At 43.2% G+C, this 17,352-nt stretch carries 14 protein-coding genes; 3 read left to right on the forward strand and 11 right to left on the reverse strand.

Annotation, left to right across the window (positions count from 1 at the left end; all coding sequences use genetic code 11):
• Nucleotides 1-304 (forward strand): L-threonylcarbamoyladenylate synthase (locus tag ACEW8S_RS19780; RefSeq protein WP_373519832.1); only part of this gene is annotated, 304 nt, incomplete at its 5' end.
• A 153-nt stretch (nucleotides 305-457) separates the two neighbouring features.
• Here ACEW8S_RS19780 and ACEW8S_RS19785 read toward each other — a convergent pair.
• The 3 genes from ACEW8S_RS19785 to ACEW8S_RS19795 all read right to left on the reverse strand — a co-directional run bounded on the left by ACEW8S_RS19785 (nucleotide 458) and on the right by ACEW8S_RS19795 (nucleotide 2,882).
• The gene (locus ACEW8S_RS19785; RefSeq protein WP_373519833.1) at nucleotides 458-1,315 is read right to left on the reverse strand and encodes a flagellar motor protein MotB; all 858 of its coding nucleotides are present in this window, start codon (nucleotides 1,313-1,315) and stop codon (nucleotides 458-460) included.
• A 106-nt stretch (nucleotides 1,316-1,421) separates the two neighbouring features.
• Nucleotides 1,422-2,423, reverse strand: coding sequence for a glycosyltransferase family 2 protein (locus ACEW8S_RS19790; protein ID WP_373519834.1), 1,002 nt, complete (start codon nucleotides 2,421-2,423; stop codon nucleotides 1,422-1,424).
• A 12-nt stretch (nucleotides 2,424-2,435) separates the two neighbouring features.
• Nucleotides 2,436-2,882, reverse strand: coding sequence for a type I restriction enzyme HsdR N-terminal domain-containing protein (locus ACEW8S_RS19795; protein WP_373519835.1), 447 nt, complete (start codon nucleotides 2,880-2,882; stop codon nucleotides 2,436-2,438).
• A 26-nt stretch (nucleotides 2,883-2,908) separates the two neighbouring features.
• Between ACEW8S_RS19795 and holA the strand changes: the two genes are divergently transcribed.
• A complete protein-coding gene (holA, locus tag ACEW8S_RS19800) occupies nucleotides 2,909-3,910 on the forward strand; it encodes a DNA polymerase III subunit delta (RefSeq protein WP_373519836.1) in 1,002 nt (333 codons plus the stop codon).
• 135 nt (nucleotides 3,911-4,045) lie between these two features.
• Here holA and ACEW8S_RS19805 read toward each other — a convergent pair whose 3' ends face one another.
• The 7 genes from ACEW8S_RS19805 to ACEW8S_RS19835 form a co-directional block, all read right to left on the reverse strand.
• Entirely contained in the window at nucleotides 4,046-4,423 is a 378-nt protein-coding gene (locus tag ACEW8S_RS19805; RefSeq protein WP_373519837.1) for a DoxX family protein, read from the reverse strand.
• Between the two features lie 46 nt (nucleotides 4,424-4,469).
• Entirely contained in the window at nucleotides 4,470-6,881 is a 2,412-nt protein-coding gene (locus tag ACEW8S_RS19810) for a thiamine pyrophosphate-dependent enzyme (RefSeq protein ID WP_373519838.1), read from the reverse strand.
• Nucleotides 6,882-7,058: 177 nt separating this feature from the next.
• Nucleotides 7,059-9,875, reverse strand: a complete 2,817-nt coding sequence (locus ACEW8S_RS19815) for a metalloprotease (protein WP_373519839.1) — start codon at nucleotides 9,873-9,875, stop codon at nucleotides 7,059-7,061.
• Nucleotides 9,876-9,920: 45 nt separating this feature from the next.
• On the reverse strand, nucleotides 9,921-10,607 hold the full coding sequence (locus ACEW8S_RS19820; protein WP_373519840.1) for a TIGR00730 family Rossman fold protein: 687 nt from the start codon (nucleotides 10,605-10,607) through the stop codon (nucleotides 9,921-9,923).
• Between the two features lie 95 nt (nucleotides 10,608-10,702).
• Nucleotides 10,703-13,573 carry an excinuclease ABC subunit UvrA gene (gene uvrA / locus ACEW8S_RS19825; protein WP_373519841.1) on the reverse strand — a complete coding sequence of 957 codons (2,871 nt, stop codon included), beginning with the start codon at nucleotides 13,571-13,573 and terminating at the stop codon, nucleotides 10,703-10,705.
• 208 nt (nucleotides 13,574-13,781) lie between these two features.
• The gene (locus ACEW8S_RS19830) at nucleotides 13,782-14,558 is read right to left on the reverse strand and encodes a TIGR03915 family putative DNA repair protein (RefSeq protein WP_373519842.1); all 777 of its coding nucleotides are present in this window, start codon (nucleotides 14,556-14,558) and stop codon (nucleotides 13,782-13,784) included.
• A gap of 110 nt (nucleotides 14,559-14,668) precedes the next feature.
• Nucleotides 14,669-15,931, reverse strand: a complete 1,263-nt coding sequence (locus tag ACEW8S_RS19835; RefSeq protein WP_373519843.1) for a putative DNA modification/repair radical SAM protein — start codon at nucleotides 15,929-15,931, stop codon at nucleotides 14,669-14,671.
• 289 nt (nucleotides 15,932-16,220) lie between these two features.
• Here ACEW8S_RS19835 and ACEW8S_RS19840 point away from each other — a divergent pair, with 289 nt between their 5' ends.
• Entirely contained in the window at nucleotides 16,221-16,985 is a 765-nt protein-coding gene (locus tag ACEW8S_RS19840; protein ID WP_373519844.1) for an XRE family transcriptional regulator, read from the forward strand.
• A 19-nt stretch (nucleotides 16,986-17,004) separates the two neighbouring features.
• Here ACEW8S_RS19840 and ACEW8S_RS19845 read toward each other — a convergent pair.
• On the reverse strand, nucleotides 17,005-17,352 hold a 348-nt coding region (locus ACEW8S_RS19845; protein ID WP_373519845.1), incomplete at its 5' end, for an N-acetyltransferase family protein.

The following is a 17,352-nucleotide window of genomic DNA, read 5'->3' on the forward strand; positions in this document are numbered from 1 at the left end:
TAATTTGCCCAAGGATTTTAAAAAGAAAAAAACGGTCGGTATTCGCGTGCCTGACAATAATATAGCCAAAGCGCTTGTCGAAAGTCTTGGAAATCCCATAGTTTCTACTTCAATTTATGATGAAGACGAGCTTTTGGAATACACTACCGACCCCGAACTGATCTTTGAAAAATGGCATAAGCTCGTCGATGTAGTCATCGACGGTGGCTATGGCGATAATATGGCGTCGACGGTAATCGATCTGTCCGGCAACGAACCTATAATTTTACGTGAGGGAAAAGGGAATCTGGATATTTTCAATTAATCGACCTGCAAGTTTTTTTGCCTGACCTGAAGGGAACCTCCCTACTGTCGGGAACAGCCTTCGACCAAGCTCAGCGCAACACCTTTTAGGTCTACCCAACAAAAAAACCGCAGCGTAAAAAAGCTGCGGTTTGTTTATTTTATGTGATTCGGCTTAGTTGTTGATTGCCGGATCATCCATACCCTCTTCGATCATACTGTAAAACTGATCGATTTTCGGAAGTACCACGATACGGGTTCTTCTGTTTTTCGATTTTTCGGTCATGGAAAGGGGAATGTATTCCGACCTGCCGGCAGCGGTCATACGCTTCGGATCTACATTGAAATCTTTCTGCAGTATACGTACAACCGAGGTGGCTCTTTTGACACTCAAATCCCAGTTGTCCATTAGTACGCCACTTCCACCTCTGTAGGGTACGTCGTCGGTATGGCCTTCGACCATAAACTCGAAATCAGGTTTGTTGTTGACCACTTTGGCAACCTTGCCCAAAATTTCCTTGGCACGGTTGGTCACGTTGTAGCTTCCGCTGCTGAACAATAATTTATCCGAAATCGATACGAAAACAACACCTTTTTCAACGCTGATCTGGATATCCTCGTCATCCAAATTACCCAATACACCTTTCAAACTTTGTACTAACGAAAGATTCACCGAATCCCTACGTGTAATCGCATCCTGCAATTTTCGTATGGTTAAATCTTTTTCCTTGAGACTTTCCAAGGATTTTTCAAGATTCTCGGCACCCTTTGAGGTAAGCGTGGTCATATTGCCCATATTATTGATCAATTCCTGATTGTTGGCCTGTAAGAATGAATTTTGATCTTGTAGGGTCTTCAATTTAGAGGCATTCGTTGCCTTTTCCTCTAGACAATCGTTCAATTTTACCGTCGCGGAATTCAAAAGATCCTGGGTTTCTTTTTGTTTGGCCTCAAGTTCGCCGTATTTTTTGTTCGATACACAAGAAGATAGCAATAAGGTCGCTCCTAAACAGCCTAAAATGATTTTTTTCATAATTTTGGATTACTTGATATTAATAGATTAGGTTTTGATTCGATTTGATTGTTCAAAATAAGTGCCAAAATTAGGCAATAGTCCATTTTCGCCGTGGCAAAATTAGTTAATCTTTTATTAATACACCGAATTTATTGATACCATCTACGAAGTGAGACCATACAATGGACTTTGTAAGGTAATACTTTACAATAAAATTCGCTTTTTCTCTCTTGTGGTACATTTTGTGGAACTGCCTGTAAAAGCTAAGGTGTGCCCGGAGAATCGCAAAACAATGCTTGAATTTGAACTGTAAAATAAAGCGTAATGCGGCAATTCCGTCAAGCAATAGTCGAAAAACGATAATGGCCAGAGCTTTCCGACGAGGAAGGTTTTTGGTAATGGAAAATAGGGAGTTCCTAAAATTGAGATAGGTTTTTTTGGGATTCATGTTGCTCAGGGTAGAACCTCCCAAATGATACACCTTGGATTTGCCCACATAAAAAACGGTATGGCCATCGTTTTTGGCCCGCCAGCAAAGATCTACCTCTTCTTGATGAGCAAAGTAGTCTTCATCAAATCCCTCCAGCTCCCAGTATAGCTTGCTTTTTATGAACATACAGGCACCGGTGGCCCAGAATATTTCACGGGTATCGTCGTACTGTCCGGTATCCTTTTCCAGGGATTGAAAAATACGGCCCCTACAGAATGGGTAACCGAGCTGGTCTATAAACCCGCCGCCCGCACCGGCATATTCAAAGTGATCCTTGCGCATCAAGTCCAATATTTTAGGCTGGATGATGGACACTTCCGGTAGTTGCGTAAAGGCGGCTATAATCGGGGGCAACCAGCCTTCGGTGACTTCAACATCTGAATTCAACAAGCAGAAAATATCGGCGTCCACATCTTTAAGTCCTTCATTATATCCGCGCGAAAACCCACCATTTTCTGTATTTTGGATGATTTGTACCTGAGGATAATTGCTTTTTACAAAAGCTACGGAACCATCCGTGGATGCATTGTCGATTACATAAATATCCGCCCCTTCGGAATAACGTACCACCGAAGCGAGGTATCTTTCAAGAAGTACCTCTCCGTTCCAGTTGAGTATGGCGATGGCGATGCGCAAAACAATGGCAAATTAACGGCTAAAATCAGGAATATCGGTAAGAAAGCTATATTTTTCGGCATCGAAATCCATTTTACAATAATAGTGTTCCAATCCATTGGTCACCATTAGATAATTGGCTTGAAGTTGAAGATTGTACCTGGCTATCTGATCGAAGGTCTGCTGTGTAATCTCTATTTTTGGGCCTTTGCATTCCACTAGGATATCAATATGGCCATCGGGCTTGAAAACCACTACGTCATAGCGTTTTCGCATTCGGTTGATGGTTAATTGTTTCTCTACGTTAATAAGGCTCATGGGATATTTTTTATCGATCATCAGATAATTAACGACATGCTGGCGTACCCATTCCTCGGGCTGTAAAACCACGAACTTTTTACGGATGGCATCAAAAATATGGATATTATTTTCGCTATTTTTGAGACGAAAACCATAAGCCGGGAAATTGAGCGGTCGCATGGCACAAATTTGATGATTTTTTTGGGATGGACGAAGCAAAAAAGATAGTTGCCGATATCAAGTTGGGGAAAATCAAGCCCTTTTACCTCCTTTTCGGGGAGGAGCCGTATTATATCGATGCCATCGCCACCTACATTGAAAAGAACGTGCTTCAGGAGGAGGAAAAGGAATTCAACCAAATGGTGCTTTACGGTAAGGACGTTACCATTGACGATATCGTCGCGAACGCCAAAAGATATCCGATGATGGCCGAAAGGCAGGTGGTGATCGTAAAGGAGGCCCAAGAACTTTACCGAACTATCGAACAATTGGTGAAGTACGCCGAAAATCCGCAAACTACGACGGTACTTGTGATCTGCTACAAGTATAAAAAGATCGACAAGCGAAAGAAACTGTATAAAACGGTCAAAGCCAAAGGGGTTATTTTTGAGAGTAAAAAACTATATGATGACCGGGTGCCGGAATGGATCCGTAAACATCTACAGGCCAAGGGATACAGTATCTCACACAAGGCGTCCATATTGCTATCGGAATATTTGGGCAACGACCTGAGCCGTATCAACAATGAACTCGAAAAGCTTCAGTTCGTACTGGCCAAAAAAACGGAGATTACGCCCGAGGATATCGAAACCCATATCGGTATCAGCAAAGACTACAATAATTTCGAACTGAAAAAGGCCATCGGGGAGCGCGACGTGGTCAAGGCGACCCGAATTATCAACTACTTTGCACAAAACCCGAAAGACAATCCCTTTGTACTGACGGTAACGCTGTTGAACAGTTTTTTCACACAATTGTTGCAATACCACGGTTTAAACGATCATTCGCCCAAAAGTGTGGCGAGTGCGCTACGGATCAATCCATATTTTGTGGACGAAATCCAGCTCGCTGCCCGAAACTATCCTATGAAACGGGTAAGCGGAATTGTCTCGCACTTGCGGGTAATGGATATGAAAGGAAAAGGGGTCGGAGCGAATGCCGCTTCACAATCCGACTTGTTGAAGGAGCTTTTGGTGAAAATCATTTAATATTCATCTAGTCTAGTATCCGATTTAGGTTCAAATTGCTCCGAAGTAGTTTACTTTCCACCTTAAAATTCAAAGGTACCTGACGTACTATTATCCTATTTCGAGTTTAGTTTTATTATTAGGGAAAGAGAATATCTATTTCCTATCCATACTATATCTTCCAGGACCCAGTAGAATAATGACAATAAATAAGGCCAAGTACAAAAACGCCTTTTCCTTGGTTCCAAAATCATCCGAGGCATGGTGTATGAAGGCGGCAACGGCCATGGTGATCGCAGGTGGTACTGCCATCCAACGGGTCTTAAAGCCAATGATTATCAATATCGGACAGATAACCTCGCCGATAACTGCAAGAAAAAGCGAGGGCGCGGCCCCGATACCCAAAGGATCACCGAATTCGAGATTCCCGTTAATAATTTTTTGAAATTTCGGAATACCGTGGGTAAGAATCATGGCGGAGGGTGCAATCCGAAGAATGGCCAGTCCAACATCGTTTAAAAGTTTATTTTGCATGCGTTTTTCGGCTTAAAATCGTTATTATTTTTGATATTTTTATCAACTATCGTAACTGGGGAAAATTTTCGGGATCACTTTCGTGCATAATCGCATACACCCTTTCGAACACGTCCTCGGCATTGGGCTTGGAGAAATAGTCGCCGTCGGTGCCATAAGCTGGCCGATGTGCCTTGGCGCTCAGCGTTTGTGGGGCACTGTCAAGAAATTGATACGCGCCTTGTATTTCTAGGATTTCACTGAGAATATAAGCGGAACATCCCCCGGGAACGTCTTCGTCGATAACCAAGAGCCGATTGGTTTTTTTTACGCTTTTCAAAGTGTCGTGACGGATGTCAAAAGGCAATAAGGTCTGTGCATCGATTATTTCGGCATCGATACCGACCTCTTTCAGTTCATCGACCGCTTGGGCAACAATACGCAGGGTCGATCCATAGGAAACCAAGGTGATATCCCTACCTTCCTTTATCGTTTCTACGACCCCGATAGGGGTACAAAGTTCGCCTAAATTAGTGGGGCGGTCTTCCTTTAGACGATAACCGTTCAGGCTTTCAACAACCAATGCCGGTTCATCACTTTTGAGCAGTGTATTGTAGAAACCGGCCGCTTGTGTCATATTCCTAGGCGAAAGTATATACATGCCGCGAAGGGAATGTATCAAAGCGCCCATCGGTGATCCGGAATGCCAGATACCTTCGAGCCGGTGACCTCTAGTGCGGACGATTAGTGGCACTTTCTGCTTACCGAAGGTGCGATAACGCAGACAGGCAACGTCGTCGGTCAAGGTAGCGAGGGCATAGAAAATATAATCCAGATACTGGATTTCGGCGATGGGCCTTAATCCCCGAAGGGCCATTCCGGTACCTTGGCCGATAATACTGGTTTCGCGAATTCCGGTATCTGCGACACGCATCTTCCCGTATTTTTTTTGAAGTCCCTCAAGCCCTTGGTTTACGTCGCCGATGGCACCTGTATCTTCCCCGAAAATCAAGGTATTCGGATATTTTTCAAACAATTTGTCGAAATTGTCCCTTATGATGATACGACCGTCTACTTTTTCGGGATTTTCAGGATAGACCGGTTTTACTTCTGGTATATTGGTCGCCCTGTTCGGTCTTTCGCTGTACAGATTTTTGCTGTACATGGGTTGTGTGTCCGCCAAAAAAGTATTGGTCCATTCTAGCAATTCTTTCTTTTCTTGAAAATCTTCTCCTAATAGAAACCTGAAAGCTTTTCGCGCACTGACCGCCAGCTCTTTCTTTATAGGTTCTTCGATGGCAATCAAATCATTTTTCAACTTTGTGATAAAACTTTTGTTCTGGCTTTTGGCGGCGACTTTATCCAACAGATTCGTTAACGTCTTTTTTAAGGTTTTGTGTGGGGCCAGATATTCCGCCCAAGCTTCTTTTTTGGCACTCCGGACTTCTTTTGAAATCGACTTTTCGATGGATTTCAGTTCTTCTTCGGTCGTAATGCCGGTCTCCAAGATCCATTCCCGGAATTTTTTGTTGCAATCGTGTTCTTTTTCCCATTGCAGCCGTTCTTGACTTTTGTAGCGCTCGTGGGAACCCGAAGAGGAGTGCCCTTGGGGCTGCGTCAGTTCGGTAACATGTATGACTACGGGCACGTGTTCTTCCCGTGCGATGTCGGAGGCATTTTCGTAGGTATGCATTAAAGCAGTATAGTCCCAGCCCTTTACTTTGAACATTTCATAGCCCTCTTGGTCGTCGCTGCGTTGAAAACCGCTGAGCATTTCCGAAATATCCTCTTTTGTAGCATGGTATTCCGGAGGTACGGAGATACCGTAATCATCGTCCCAAATACTAATGACCATGGGTACTTGCAATACTCCGCCGGCATTGACAGTTTCCAAGAACATGCCCTCGCTGGTACTGGCGTTGCCAATGGTGCCCCAAGCTACTTCGTTACCGTTTTTGGAGAATTTCGAGGCATCGATATTTTTTAGGTTTCGATATATTTTTGAGGCCTGCGCAAGACCTAATAACCTTGGCATCTGGCCTGCCGTACAAGAAATATCGGCACTGCTGTTTTTCTGTTGGGTCAAATCGCGCCAACTGCCATCTTCGTTTAAGCTATAGGTTAGAAAATGCCCGACCATCTGACGACCTGCGCTCATCGGCTCTTTTTCAATATCGGTGGTAGCGTAAAGGGCATGGAAAAGATCTTTGGGCTTCAAAAGATCTAAGGCCATCATAAAGGTCTGGTCCCTATAATATCCACTACGGAAGTCCCCATTTTTAAAAGAACGTGCCATTGCCAATTGTGGAAGTTCCTTTCCATCGCCGAAAATACCGAACTTTGCCTTTCCGGTCAGCACTTCTTTTCTACCCATCAAACTGCAGGTTCTGCTAAGTACCGCTATTTTGTAATCTTCCAAGATCTGTTTCTTGAAGTCGTCAAAAGAGATGTCGTTACTTGTTTGAGGCGATAGATCCATTAAGTATGTTTGAACTGTTACAAAAATATCAAAACAAAGGGAGTTAAACAATCCAAAAAAATAAAAGGACGATTTAAAAATAATTATAAAACAAGGAATTGGAGTAGGGGATTGTTAAAAATCCTTCCGAAAAACAATACGTTTTAAGAATTTGATAGGAAAAGGCTAATTGCCAATTTAAAACCACTGCCTCGTAAACAGCCCGATCAGGGTTTTGGGACTTACGGTAATAATAAAACGGATTTTCTCGCCATAATTTGGTTGGGAAACTTCCCATCCATTATTGGAATATACGGGAAAGTATAGTTCGAAGTAGTCGGTCAGGAGGTTTAGGCGAAATCCGGAATCGTATACGAACTTACCGCTGACCCCATTGTTCTTGACAAAGCCGGCATCGCCATATACTTCGATCCATTGCCAAAGGTTTACGCTGGTGTTCACGGTGGCCAACCAATCGTTGGCAAATCGGTAGCGATTCGGTAAAAAGGATTTGAAACCGCCTTCGGCAATAATAATCTGTTGGCTATAGATACCAGAATCCTCAGAACGGCCCAAATAGCCATAATCGAAGAGGTAGTCCGTAGGCCGATCTAGGGCAAAACTGAAGTAATTGGGGTCGGTATAATCGGTAGTCTTGTTACGTAAAAACTTACCGGCAAAAAAGCGGAAATTAAATTGTCGGTTGCTTTCGAACAATTTTCGGTATTCGAGCTCAAAGGCCAATTTCGTGAAATCATTGGCGTGCTGTACATCGCCGAACCATGAGAGGTAATTGATGATTCCCGGGTTTCTACTGGTGTACCTAGCGTTTAAGACGCTGTAGTCGGGTGGGGTCTCGAAATCACCCAAACTTTCATCCTTGTCCCTCAATACGTTCACATATCGAAAAGAAAGAAAATCCCGCTTATTGGATATCAGATTTTCGGGCCGCCAACCAAAACTGATGGAAGGCGTGATCGTGGTATAGCGGGAGTTCTCCTGAAAATGATATGTGGAACCCCCTATGCGGTAGTTGGCTACATAAAGTCCGCTTTTGCTCAGGTACTTTCTATAGGTCAGCCCACCAGAACCCACAAGGGCCTTTTCACGGAACGAATACGAGGGCTCAACATCATATATAAAAGGCTTTTCCAAAAACGTCTTGTTGTACAATCGCATGCCCGGGGTCCATCCGTCATAAAGGTTAAAATTGATTACCGGTACATAGAATACCTGATTGTAATACGGATTTTCTACATCCTTAAAAAAAGTGAACTTTAATTTCTTGTTGCTGGATAAAAAACCGCCCAATGATTTCCAGTTGTCACGTTGGTTGAATTCCGGTATTTTTTGGTCATAGTTCAATACCAACCTTTTCTCATCATTTTTGGGAATCGTTACCGTTTTTTCGGTCTTGATATCGGAAAACCAATATTTTGATACGACGGAATCGTTACGTAGCCCGAACAGCGATATGGGCACGTTGGTTCCTGATTTGTTTTTCAGGGTAACCCTAAGCGAATCGTTTGTTTTCTCTACTTTTTTTATCTTAAAATCAATCTTCCAGTCCGTGGAAACATACTCTCTAAAAAACCAGTTTATATCCATATCGGTAGAGCGCTTTAAAATGGACTCAAAATCCAGAATTTTGGCACGGCTCAGGTTGTAATATTGGTAAAAAGTTTTTATGCTTTCATCAACCTTTTCTTTTCCGATATAGCTTGCCACATAAGATAGGCCGAGTCCCGCTTTATACTTGTTCGCTATTTTTTGGTTGAATTTGGTCAGGGAATCGTTCGGAGTATTTAGGGATTGGTCTATATTGCTCCGCGCCATTAGCATATAAAAAAGCGGATACTGCTCGTTAAAGTCGATCTTGGCAAAATTAAAACTGCGAATCCCCCAAATTTTTGAAAGTTTGCCCAGTAATTTTTGGTCCGGATAGTATTCTTCGACGTAGGCGATCATAAGATAGTTCGCTATGGCGTCGTTGAGCCATTGGTCTTTTCTCGGGTCGAGGTACAGGGTTTCTTCCAAAATATTGATCAGTGCCGTCTTTAAGAATTTCATCTCGAACTGAAACTGTTCTTCATAGGGCCGGATAAAGGAAGGCAATTGATTGAGGCCGTACAACTGATTTTTGTCATAATCGATTTCACTGACCAGCAACTGCTCGTGAGGATATTTGCCCAGATGTTCTTCGATAAATTCCGTTACGCGATTGATGGACAGGCCTTGCGAGAGTTCACTGTATTTAGAGGCCTCGAGATCCGTAATTACCGTCATCTCTTGTGTGACATGGGTGGTAAAACGATTTTCGGGCGTAAGAATTAGTTCACCATTCTTTTGATTGACGCCACGCAATTGGGCCATTTGTCTGTTTGGAAAATGCGTATTGCCCAAGACCCTATAGTTCGAAGCTAAATATAGCCTGTCAGGATATGTAAAATTAATCGTTGTGTTTGTTATTCCCGTGAATAGGTCTTCCAGATTTTTATTGGAATATAGATGCCAGGTATCATCAAAAACTGCAGGTGTCAGATACCAATCCTTTAGATAATAAGAGTCGTTTTTACCGTATCCGTAAGGGGTGAATTTGTTTTCAGGAAGCTGTACGGTATAGGTAAGAAAAAGTTGGGTTGATTCACCAGGGCGTAAGGGAGCGTTCAATTTAATTTTAAGTATGTCCTCTTCCTTGGTCCGTTCCCATTCCAGTCCCCTATAGGCGTCGTCTACAACGCTCATTATAATGGTGTATCCCCTTTCGTCATTTTTGGCCAGATGTAGGCTTTTTTTGAACTCCTCGGCAAAACGTTTCGCAAGTCCGGTAGTCTTGCTGGCATAGGCATTGGCCCAATCGTTGAAATAGAGCACGTCGAGGGTCGAAGCCGAAGAATTTTTATAGAGGAATTCTTGTTGGATGGTTATTTCCTTGGTTTGCCCATCTAGTGTTGCGGTAAGGGTGTTTTCATGCTGGGCACTCATTCTTCCCATACCGGAAAAAATTAGGCTCATAAAAAGGAGTTTCAGTATGGGGGATTTTAGTTTCAAACAGGGGAATTAAAAATTAGGACTCAAAGAACGTCCTTTATAAAATGAGTCAATAATGTCGACGACTTCTTCCTTGGTATCTACGATATGAATCAGGTCAAGGTCATGCGGGCTAATATTCTTAACCTCGAGCATGGTATTTTTTATCCAGTCCATAAGTCCGTTCCAAAAATCGGAAACGACCAAGATAATGGGAAATTTTTCGATTTTATTGGTTTGTATCAGGGTAATGGCCTCAAAAAGTTCATCCAAAGTACCGAAACCTCCGGGCATTACGACAAAACCTTGTGAATATTTGACGAACATCACCTTTCTCACAAAAAAATAATCAAAATCTAGGCTTTTGTCGCTGTCTATATACGGATTATCATGCTGTTCGAACGGAAGATCGATATTAAGTCCCACGGATGTTCCGCCGGCAAGATGTGCCCCCTTGTTTCCGGCCTCCATAATTCCGGGACCGCCACCAGTGATTACCCCGTAGCCCGCTTCGGAAATACTATGTGCGATAGCGACTGCCAGTTCGTAGTAGGTATCGCCGGGTTTTGTACGGGCTGACCCGAAAACGGAGACACAGGGCCCTATTGTGCCCAATTTTTCATAACCCATGACGAATTCGCCCATAATTTTAAAAATGGCCCACGAATCGTTGGTCTTTATCTCGTTCCAGCCTTTGTGATGTTGTTCTTTTCGCATTCGTTGTGGTTTGGCGTTTGCTGTTTATGGGTTTTTTAATGATTTTTTTTAAAACCATCACGGCAGTGGCGACGCCACGGATGGCTTTTTTACCTTCATACACCGATTTCTTGACGTTCCATTTTTGGTTTTTTTGACGCCAATTCCTTCCTTAAATATTCCGCTGTATAGCTTTTTTTGTCTTTCGCCACGGTTTCGGGAGTGCCTTTGGCTACTACCATGCCACCTCCACGACCGCCTTCGTAACCGATATCGATGATATAATCCATCATTTTTATCACATCCATATTGTGTTCGATAATCAGAACGGTATTTCCTTTGTCCACTAAACGGTTCAAAACTTCCATGAGTACCCGGATATCCTCAAAATGGAGTCCCGTTGTGGGTTCGTCCAAAATATAAAAAGTATTTCCGGTATTGAGTTTCGATAGTTCGGTGGCCAATTTCACGCGTTGCGCCTCCCCCCCGGATAGGGTAGTGGACTGTTGTCCTAAAGTGATATAACCCAATCCGACGTCTTGTATCGTCTTTAACTTACGATGTATTTTGGGAATAAGTTCAAAAAAATCGACAGCTTCGTTTATCGTCATATCGAGTACATCGGCAATGGATTTCCCTTTATACCTGATTTCCAGGGTTTCACGGTTAAAGCGTTTCCCGTTACAGGTCTCGCATTCTACATAAACGTCGGGCAAAAAGTTCATTTCTATAACGCGTACGCCACCACCTCCGCAGGTTTCACAGCGACCGCCCTTCACATTAAAACTAAAACGGCCCGGTTTATAACCGCGAATGGCGGCCTCGGGAGTTTTGGCGAAAAGCGACCGAATCTCACTAAAAACTCCAGTATAGGTTGCGGGATTGGAGCGTGGGGTACGTCCGATAGGGGATTGGTTGATGTCGATTACCTTATCGATATGTTCCAATCCCTTGATCTTTTTATAGGGCATCGGCTTTTTGACCCCGTTAAAATAGTGGGCGTTCATAATGGGGTATAAGGTCTCGTTGATCAAAGTGGATTTGCCACTGCCCGAAACGCCCGTAACCCCTATCATTTGCCCTAAGGGAATTGATATGGTGACGTCTTTAAGGTTGTTGCCCGTACAACCGGATAGGGTTATTTTTTTACCGTTACCCTTTCTGCGATTTTGGGGTATGGCTATTTCCTTTCTCCCGGTGATATAATCCGCGGTCAGGGTGTGAAAGTTCTTAAGGTCTTTGGGAAGTCCTTCGGAAATAATCTCACCGCCATGCCTGCCCGCCCTGGGGCCGATATCGATGACATGGTCCGCCCTTTCGATCATATCGCGGTCGTGTTCTACGACGATTACGGAGTTACCGATATCCCGAAGGGCTTCCAGAGATTTTATCAACCGGTCATTGTCCCGCTGATGGAGACCGATACTGGGCTCATCCAAAACATAAAGGACGCCCACTAACTGCGAGCCGATCTGTGTGGCCAGCCGTATGCGTTGGGCCTCGCCTCCGGATAGGGATTTAGAACCGCGGTTCAGGGAAAGATAATCCAGACCTACATCCAGTAAAAATCGGATTCGGGTGCTGATTTCCTTTATGATTTCTTCGGCAATAATTTGCTGGTTACCTTCCAATCTTTGGTTCAATCCCTCAAAAAAGCCCGCCAGTTCGGAAATATCCAGATGGGCCAATTCGGCGATGTTCTTTTCGTCTATCTTAAAATTGAGGGATTCTTCCCGCAATCGGGTACCATCGCAAGTCGGGCAAATCACCTTATCCATATAGCTCTTGGCCCATCGTTTAATGGATGTGGAACCCGCTTCCTCAAATTGATTTTTGATAAAATGGGATATACCTTCGTAATCGATTTTATAGTTCCGCTTTACACCCAAGCTTTTTGAATCGACCTCGAAACTTTCATGCCCGCCGTGCAGCAAAACGTTCATGGCCTCATCAGTAATGGTCTCTATCGCATCGGTAATCTTAAAGTCATAGCGCTGGGCAATGGTTTCGATTTGCTTGAAGGCCCATGACTTTTTGTAGTCGCCTAATGGGGCAATACCTCCGGATTTGATGGATAGTTTTTTATTCGGAAAGATTTTATTTTCATTCACCTCATAGACATGGCCAAGACCATTGCAGTTGGAACACATACCTTTTGGGGAGTTAAAGGAAAACGTATTCGGTTCGGGAACGGGATAGGATATGCCCGTCGTGGGGCACATTAGGTCACGACTGAAATAACGGGCTACGGAGGCGCCTTCTTCCAAGACCATTAAAACGTCATCACCGCTGTACATGGCGGTGTTGATAGATTCGGAAAGTCGTTTGTCGAGGTCTTCTGTATCGTTGACCTTCAATCTATCGATAACGATTTCGATGTCATGGGTCTTGTATCGGTCCACTTTCATGCCCTTGGTAATATCAAGGACTTTACCGTCGACCCTTACCTTGACAAAACCCTGCTTCCCGATTTGTTGGAACAGTTCGCGATAATGGCCTTTTCTGGATTTAATGATCGGGGCCAGAATATTTATCTTTTTACTATCGTAGTCGGTCTTAATGAGGACTTTGATCTGCTCGTCACTATAGCTAACCATTTTTTCACCGGTATTGTAGCTATAGGCCGAACCGGCACGGGCAAACAAAAGACGTAAAAAATCATAGATTTCGGTGATGGTGCCGACCGTAGACCTTGGGGATTTCGAAGTGGTTTTCTGCTCGATGGCAATAACCGGGGAAAGACCGTCGATCTTGTCCACATCGGGCCGCTCCAAGCCGCCTAAAAATTGTCGGGCATAGGCCGAAAAGGTCTCGATATAGCGCCGCTGTCCTTCGGCATAGATGGTATCGAAAGCCAAGGATGATTTTCCACTGCCCGAAAGTCCGGTAATTACCACCAATTTTTCCCTAGGGATGGTAACGTCAATGTTTTTGAGATTATGGACGCGAGCACCCTGAACCTCGATATTTTCCTCGTATTTTATCATTTTTTAACAGCAAGGCGGCAAAGGTACAATTTTGAAGACGAATTAAGAAGTAGGGATTGGCTTAATTGTTTATGATTTGTCCCGCGTAACTTCACCTTCCAACCGCTGGCAAAAGTCCCGTTCCTATCTACTGGCAAAAGTCCCCAAACTGTCTGCCGCATATCCGAACGATCACTTAAAATACTGTTCCTAAAGCTTGTGAAAATTCTTAAACCGCCTCCCTTTTCTCTGAAAGATACTTCCAATAACGCTTGGGCACATGTTGGGTGTGCAGTTTCATGTTGATACGCGACTTAATATTGGTGCTCTTAAAATAATTGTTCCATAGATCTTGATAGCTATATTCCTCCTGTACGAAGCGGTCACTTTTGTGTATACTGTTGGCATGGATTTCGTTCAAATCCAACGACACTATTTCGACCTTTTCGAGGTCGTAGAAGATTCCATATTGACGCTTTATGTCATAGATGAGCCATAGCTGGTCTGCATATCTTGAACGGAAATGTTTCGAAATCAGGGGGAGAATATCGAAGTCAGGTTCTATATTGGCGAAATAGATATCATCTTGTGTACGTTGAAACCTTACAAACGCTTCCATACGATGTTTTTCACGGCCGACTGATTTTGCCAATTGGCTTATTTTCAGCACTAGGCCGTCCGAATAATCAGAATGTATAGATGTTTGGTCCGCAAACAATTTTCGAATATAGCGATAGAGCAGTAGTTCTATACCATTGGTCTCGCTTAAATAGGCAAAATAAATATCCTTCATCGCGTTATGGTTCTTTTTTTGAATGCCGTTCCAAACACGTTTTGCTTTCTCAACATGCGTGAAAATGGTTTCGGATTCTGAAAAAAGACCGTTTTGGCTGATTGTGTTTTTCTGAATATCGGCTACTTGGGCCTTTTCCTCAAAAGCAACGAAAATCGAGGTGAGAAAGCCGTTAAAACTTCCATCATAGATAAGGGTTTTTGCATTTTCCATAAGGTTCTAATTTAAGATATTGCGTAATGTTCCAATTTGAGATGATGCGTAATGTTCGAGTTTTTAATATCGCTGATCAACAATATTTTTAGTATTTCGCGACCTGATTTTTAATTGAACAGGCTAAGCTCTGAGCTATATTCCTTCCTGAACTTTCCGTAGGAATTCTGTAAAATCCGTCCTTTAATTTTATCGGCGTCCATATCATGGTGTTCCCAATGACTCGAATCGCAGACGATAAAATATTTGGCCCGGTTCAAGGCAACACCTATGTTTTTTAGATGCTCCCAATTGAGCTTCCGAAATCGCCTTGAGCTAATAATTTTGTGTACGGATTTCATACCTAGACCCGGTACTCTGGCCAACATCTGCATTTCTGCCCTGTTAATGTCTATAGGAAAATGCTGTAGGTTGCGTAATGCCCATCCTAATTTGGGGTCGATGTCCATATCGAGATTGGGCTGGTCGTTGGTCAAAATTTCCTGTACTTCAAAGCCATAAAAACGCAAGAGCCAGTCCGTTTGATACAATCGGTTTTCCCGGAGCATCGGCACCTGTGTTCCTATGGCCGGTAATCGGCTATCTTCGGCTACCGGAACGTAACCGGAATAGTAGACCCGCTTCATGTTATAATTTTTATAATAGTGGGTGGCGGAATACATTATATCCTTATCCGACTCTCCGGTTGCCCCAATAATCATTTGGGTACTTTGCCCGGCAGGCGCATATTTAGGGGTACTCTTTATGATTTTCTTTTCCTCTTTATATTGTATGATTTCATTTTTGACCTTGAGCATCGGCCTGATAAAATCTTCATGCTTTTTATCGGGTGCCAATAATTTGAGTCCGGATATGGTCGGGACCTCGATATTCACAGAAAGCCGATCGGCATACAATCCTGCTTCCCGCATCAATTCATCACTAGCCCCGGGGATGGATTTCAGATGGATATAACCATTAAAATTTTCTTCCGTACGCAATTTTTTGGCAACGGCGATCAAACGTTCCATGGTGTAATCGGGGCTCTTAAAAATACCGGAACTCAAAAAAAGTCCTTCAATATAATTACGGCGGTAAAAATTAATGGTCAAATCAACCACCTCCTGAATTTTAAAGGCCGCTCTTTGAATGTCGTTGCTCTTTCGGGTAACACAGTAAGCGCAATCAAAAATGCAATAGTTGGTCAATAGGATTTTCAGGAGCGATACGCACCGCCCATCTTCGGTATAGCTGTGGCATATGCCCATGCCCGAGCTATCACCTAAACCTTTGTTCAGATTGGCGCGCTTGCTACCACTGCTGGAACAGGAGACATCATATTTGGCCGCATCGGCGAGTATGTTCAATTTCTCCTTGATTCGTTCGAATGACATAATTCATTGTTTGTAATTATTCCAAAATTATGGATTAAATCCGAATTATGGAAATAATCCTAATAAAATTTTGGATATATTCCAAATAGTGTATCTTTGGAGGAGTTTGGGGATAAACGGATTTTTTTGGTTTTTGAAAAATTTTAATGAAACCGGTTTTACTTATATAACATCGGGAAATGACTAACGAAGAGGTTCCTAACTTTTCTTCGATAAAGCTCGGGGCGGCTCAGGATTTAGGAAAAAAAAGTTTGTGTGTTCGCAAGAATTATTAAAAATGGAATAACTTATGGAAAACGAGATTACATTAAAACGCTTTGCCGAAATCCGTCGTGATTTGGAATATACGCAGGCAGAATTCGCCGCATTGTTGAGTGTTTCCAGTACCACGGCGGATATTGAAAGGGGTCGTACCAAAGTATCCGGTAAGGTGGTGGTAGAACTTTTGAAGCAATTCAAGATCAATCCGCTTTGGCTGTTCGGGGAAAGCGACAACAAGTACCTTGAAACTTCGAATACCAGCGTTATTCCCAAGGTAATCACCGTCGATTCCGCCGATCGGGAGAATATGGTGTTAGTGAACGCAAAGGCAGCGGCCGGTTATCCGCAAAATATACAGGATACCAGTTGGTATCAACAGTTGCCCGCCTTCGATTTACCGATACCCGAATTTAGAAATGCTACCTATCGCGGATTTCAGGTCGAAGGAGACAGTATGCTGCCCAATTTAAAGCCGGGGGAATGGGTCTTGGCCAAGGCAGTGGAGCATATAGATGATGTAAGTCCGAACAAAATGTATGTCGTGGTTCTTGAGGATGCCGTTTTGGTGAAAAAAATCGAAAAGCGGCCCAATTCCAATAATATTACTTTGGTTTCCCTGAACGAAACCTATCCTCCTTATGACATTAAACCTTATCAAATTCAGGAAATCTGGCAGGTCAGCAGTAGAATTACCTTTGGCGAGGATGCGACTACCGAAAAAGGGCTTCTCAGACAACTGCAAGAGTCGATGAATGAATTGAAAGATCAATTAAAAAATGTAAAAAAGGTATAAGGATGGATAAAAGGGATGCTCAGTTTAACTTCAAATTATATACCCCACTTTCCCGTAAGGTAAACCCTAGACTTTTATACAAATTAATGGCGACCTCACGATGATGACCAGAAAAAAGGATAACGCCGTCCAAATTTTTATGTTTGGCCTCTTCCAAAAGCTTTTCCATAAGTAGTCGCCCGATGCCTTTTGCTCGGTGTTCGGTGTCTACCACGACATCCTCTACCATTCCTCGGTGGCCTGAAATAACTTTGTAGGTTGCCAACAGGGCAATTCCAACGATTTGGTTTTCAATGCTGCATGCGGCAAAGATAATATGATTATCTTCCTGTAGAATTTGGTGCAGGGGACATTGTTTGATGCTGTC

The sequence above is a fragment of the Pricia sp. genome, assembly GCF_041745955.1.
Taxonomy (GTDB): domain Bacteria; phylum Bacteroidota; class Bacteroidia; order Flavobacteriales; family Flavobacteriaceae; genus Pricia.

Coding starts and splice junctions, on each gene's coding strand:
- ACEW8S_RS19785 (WP_373519833.1), bottom strand. CDS start 1,315: ATGAAAAAAATCATTTTAGGCTGTTTAGGAGCGACCTTATTGCTATCT.
- ACEW8S_RS19795 (WP_373519835.1), bottom strand. CDS start 2,882: ATGCGACCGCTCAATTTCCCGGCTTATGGTTTTCGTCTCAAAAATAGC.
- holA (WP_373519836.1), top strand. CDS start 2,909: ATGGACGAAGCAAAAAAGATAGTTGCCGATATCAAGTTGGGGAAAATC.
- ACEW8S_RS19805 (WP_373519837.1), bottom strand. CDS start 4,423: ATGCAAAATAAACTTTTAAACGATGTTGGACTGGCCATTCTTCGGATT.
- ACEW8S_RS19810 (WP_373519838.1), bottom strand. CDS start 6,881: ATGGATCTATCGCCTCAAACAAGTAACGACATCTCTTTTGACGACTTC.
- ACEW8S_RS19815 (WP_373519839.1), bottom strand. CDS start 9,875: ATGAGCCTAATTTTTTCCGGTATGGGAAGAATGAGTGCCCAGCATGAA.
- ACEW8S_RS19820 (WP_373519840.1), bottom strand. CDS start 10,607: ATGCGAAAAGAACAACATCACAAAGGCTGGAACGAGATAAAGACCAAC.
- uvrA (WP_373519841.1), bottom strand. CDS start 13,573: ATGATAAAATACGAGGAAAATATCGAGGTTCAGGGTGCTCGCGTCCAT.
- ACEW8S_RS19830 (WP_373519842.1), bottom strand. CDS start 14,558: ATGGAAAATGCAAAAACCCTTATCTATGATGGAAGTTTTAACGGCTTT.
- ACEW8S_RS19835 (WP_373519843.1), bottom strand. CDS start 15,931: ATGTCATTCGAACGAATCAAGGAGAAATTGAACATACTCGCCGATGCG.
- ACEW8S_RS19840 (WP_373519844.1), top strand. CDS start 16,221: ATGGAAAACGAGATTACATTAAAACGCTTTGCCGAAATCCGTCGTGAT.